Origin of the sequence: Paracoccus sp. P2, from assembly GCF_046335115.1 — a bacterium.
GTDB classification, from domain to species: Bacteria; Pseudomonadota; Alphaproteobacteria; order Rhodobacterales; family Rhodobacteraceae; genus Paracoccus; species Paracoccus pantotrophus.
This window is the reverse complement of sequence record NZ_JBGOSN010000037.1, coordinates 1-3,511: the sequence shown is the minus strand read 5'-3', so window position 1 is coordinate 3,511 and position 3,511 is coordinate 1. Positions and strand designations below refer to the sequence as shown.

Here is a 3,511-nt window from a genome sequence, read left to right as displayed (position 1 = left end):
GTTTGAGGGGGCGGGGCTTGCCCTGCCCCTTCATGGGGTGAGATTGAGAGGGGGCGGCACGCCCCCTTTCATCAGCGCCGCCGGCCGGTCGATACGACCGGCGGCGCTTCAGCTGCCAGCGGCGGGAATGGAAGGCGGCCGGGGCCGCCTTCCGTGGGCGCATCAGAAGCGGACCAGGCGGCGGATGACGGCATCGACGGGGCACCAGCCGATACGGGTGCGGCCCTGGGCGGCGAGGATGCCGACCGCCGTGGGGTTGGCCTCGATCGCGCGGACCGCTGCGATCAGGTCTTCCTCGGGCGCGAGGTTCTCGATGGCGATCACGTCGCCATCCTCGTCGTAGCCGCCGTGCAGATATTGCGGTGCTTCCTTCTGGCGCTTCAGCGCGAGGTCGGCTTCGCGGATGAGGCGGAAAGCGCGCTGGCGGTCGCGCCAGTAGGCCGGGTCGCCGGCGTCGATGGGGGAGTGGGTGCGGTTGGTCATGGCATGTCTCCTTTCGGTCTCTGACGGGCGGAGGCAGCACCGTCGCCGCAAGCTGTCGGGGATCGCGCAGCGACCGCCTTGGCGGCGAGTGGGGGTGCCGATTTTCTGGCGCCGCCCCTGGGCGGCGGCTGAAAATTGGGGGCACCGCTCGTCCTCGACAGCGCAGCGGCAGGTGCAATCCTCCGGACGACAGAGACCGAAAGGAGACATTTCAATCCGGAGGAGGTCCGGAGGGGGTGCCCCCCGCCGGAGGCTTTCCGGCCGGTCGATCCGGACGGGAAGCCTTCTCTTGCCGGCGCAGACTCGGGGCGCTCCGCTGCGGACATGGGAAAACCCGGCGGCTGGTGCCGCCGGGCCTCGAGCCTCCCGCTCAGGAGGGGATGTCGTCTTCGTCGATGAACCGGCCCTCGTCCTCGTCATCGGTCTCGGACTGCGGCGCCCGGCTCAGGAAATCCACCGTCTCGGCGACGATCTCGCAGCCGTAGCGGTCCTCGCCTTTCGCATCCTGCCATTTCGTGTAGTGGATGCGGCCGCGCACCAGCACCTTCATGCCGGTCTGGCAGTATTGCTGAACGATCTTGCCCAGACCGTTGAAGGTGACGATGCGGTGCCATTCCGCGTCCTCGACCCGATAGCCCTTCTCGTCGCGGACGACGCGGCCTTCCGAATAGCGCGGGCGCGAGGTGACCAGCCTGAAGCGGGTGATATCGGTGCCGGTGCGGGTGGTGCGGGTTTCGGGGGCCTGACGGATGGTGCCGGCGAGGATGACGATGTTCTGCATTGTCTGTCTCCGTTGCTTCTCCGGAGGGACCATTCCCTCCGACGAGACCCGGGAAAGTCCGTCGGGAGGCACCTGCAACTGACGCCCCCTTCGGGCGGCAGCTTGCCCGCAAGGCTTCGGAGTGGGGCGGGCAGCCGCGCCCCGCGCGGCAACACGGTCCGGAGCCTTGGGGGTTGTTGGTGAAAACCGCACGGAGTTAGGGGATCGGACAGGCGGAGGGATTGGTTCGTCCGGGGGGCATGACGGGGACAGATCGCAGAACGGCGGCGTCCTTGCCGGTGCCGTCCTGTCGGGAAAGCCCCCGAAACCCGCACCACCTGCGGCGGTGCCGCTTCGCTTCGGCTTGCTGGTCAGCCTTGCGCCCGCCGCCGGAAGGCCGGGGCGTTCGGGGCGGGAAGGATCGGGCTGTCGGGTCGGGGGCGCGGGATGGCATGGCTGCGGTTGCCTCGGCTCTGGGCAAGATCGTTCAGCAATACTGCCGGACCGGCACGACGCTGGTCGCATCGCGGCGGGCATCCACTGCACGACATGGCAGGATGCGGACGGCGGGGACCGTTATGGCAGCGGGGTTGGCGGCGGGTCGGATTCCCGTGCCGGGCGTGCTGGCCGGGACCGACGAGGACGAGGGCCGGTTCATCGGCGATGCCGTTCCCCTTGCGCGGGGACCGAGGCCCGGCGGTTCCGGCTGCCGGGTTTTTCCATGGGCAAGGCGGATCGCCCCGAAGCCGCGCCGACAATCGGGCCGCCCGATCCTACACAATCCGCGCAGGATTCGCCGTAGTCGGGATACGTTGGCCGTCGGCCGCGAGAGGATTGTCACCGGCATCGGCCGAAACCGTTTGCGGGTTCGGTGAGCGCCCCGCGGGGCGCGAGTAAAGCCGTCCCCCGCAGGGGGCTCGCCCAAACCCTTCTAGATGCGCGAGAAGCCTGATCCCCCAGCGGCCCGCCGGCATCCGCCAGGCGGGCCGCTTCGCATCATGCGCGCCGGCAGGAGGGGCCGGCACAAAATCCCAAGGGAGGAAAATCATNCCTGCCCCCCCAACGGCCCGCCGGCATCCGCCAGGCGGGCCGCTTCGCATCATGCGCGCCGGCAGGAGGGGCCGGCACAAAATCCCAAGGGAGGAAAATCATGTCACATTCCGTGGCCGCGCCAGCGGCCGCCCGGACCGATGATGCCGACGGCTCGCAGACCGTGCTGAAAAAGGTCTTGGGCGCCAGCTTCATCGGCAATTTCGTCGAATGGTTCGACTATGCGTCCTATGGCTATTTCGCGACGGTGATCGCCGCCGCCTTCTTTCCCGACATCGCGCCGGGCAGCGCCCTGCTGGCCACCTATGCGGTTTTCGCCATTTCCTAAGCGATTCCTCGGCATGTCTCTGCTTGGAAGCTACCCTGAAAAGAAACTCCTGTTCTTTGTGGGTGGAGGCGATAACGGGAAATCAGTAATCGAAAAGGTAGTCCGGGCCGTCATGGGAACATATGCCGGTCGGGTGGCGGCCGAGGCCCTCATGCAGAAGAATATGGACAGCGGACATACGGACGCCATCGCAAGAATCGCCGGTCGTCGCTTTGTCGCATCGAGCGAAATCAAAATTGGTAAAACCTTCGATGATGCGCTGCTGAAATCAATCACTGGCGATGGCGTGATGGAGGTCAGCCGTAAGGGCGAAAAGGGATTTGAGATGCGGTCGCAGGCAAAGCTGGTCCTTCAGGGGAATAGCCTGCCGCATATGAAGGACCTTTCAAAAGGCATGGCTTCGCGTTTCCGTGTGGTCCGTTTCCATAATTCGATGCCGGAGGAGCAGCAAGACAAGTACCTGGCAGAGCGGTTGGCGTCCACAGAAGGCGCTGGCATTATGCAGTGGTTGCTGGATGGGCTGCGGGACTATTGGGCGGTTGGCGGCCTGAAGGAGCCGAAGTCAGTACTTGAGGACTCGGCCGAGTATATGGGGTCACAAGATTTGATCGCAAACTTCCTGCTTGATGAGGCTGCTGTTATTGATCCCAATGAGTGCCACCCACGCTCCGATGTATGGTCCCGGTATTTGATCTGGACGCGAGCGAGCAATATTCAACACTCCTGGACAAAGCCGACCTTTTACGAGGCGCTGCGAGAGCGTGGATATACTCACCCGCTGAAACGGAATGGAATTGACCACGTGAGGGGGTTCAGATTGCACTTAACGCCGCAGAACCATCCCCATAAATATTGAGGCATCCACAGGGCGAAAAAAAGAGGCGGCTTCG

The 3,511-nt window shown here is 65.0% G+C and carries 4 protein-coding genes; 2 read left to right on the top strand and 2 right to left on the bottom strand.

The genetic code is table 11. The features are described from left to right. Positions 1-162: 162 nt before the first annotated feature. Together ACDP63_RS18560 and ACDP63_RS18555 are read right to left on the bottom strand one after the other, a co-directional pair. A complete protein-coding gene (locus tag ACDP63_RS18560) occupies positions 163-483 on the bottom strand; it encodes a hypothetical protein (RefSeq protein ID WP_409928400.1) in 321 nt (106 codons plus the stop codon). Positions 484-853: 370 nt separating this feature from the next. Then, complete coding sequence (locus ACDP63_RS18555; protein WP_409928399.1) at positions 854-1,264, bottom strand: single-stranded DNA-binding protein; 411 nt, start codon at positions 1,262-1,264, stop codon at positions 854-856. Positions 1,265-2,393: 1,129 nt separating this feature from the next. Between ACDP63_RS18555 and ACDP63_RS18550 the strand changes: the two genes are divergently transcribed. Both ACDP63_RS18550 and ACDP63_RS18545 read left to right on the top strand, forming a co-directional pair. Beyond that, positions 2,394-2,621 carry a hypothetical protein gene (locus tag ACDP63_RS18550; protein WP_409928398.1) on the top strand — a complete coding sequence of 76 codons (228 nt, stop codon included), beginning with the start codon at positions 2,394-2,396 and terminating at the stop codon, positions 2,619-2,621. Positions 2,622-2,634: 13 nt separating this feature from the next. After that, on the top strand, positions 2,635-3,477 hold the full coding sequence (locus ACDP63_RS18545) for a phage/plasmid primase, P4 family (protein ID WP_409928397.1): 843 nt from the start codon (positions 2,635-2,637) through the stop codon (positions 3,475-3,477). The last annotated feature ends 34 nt before the right edge of the window (positions 3,478-3,511 follow it).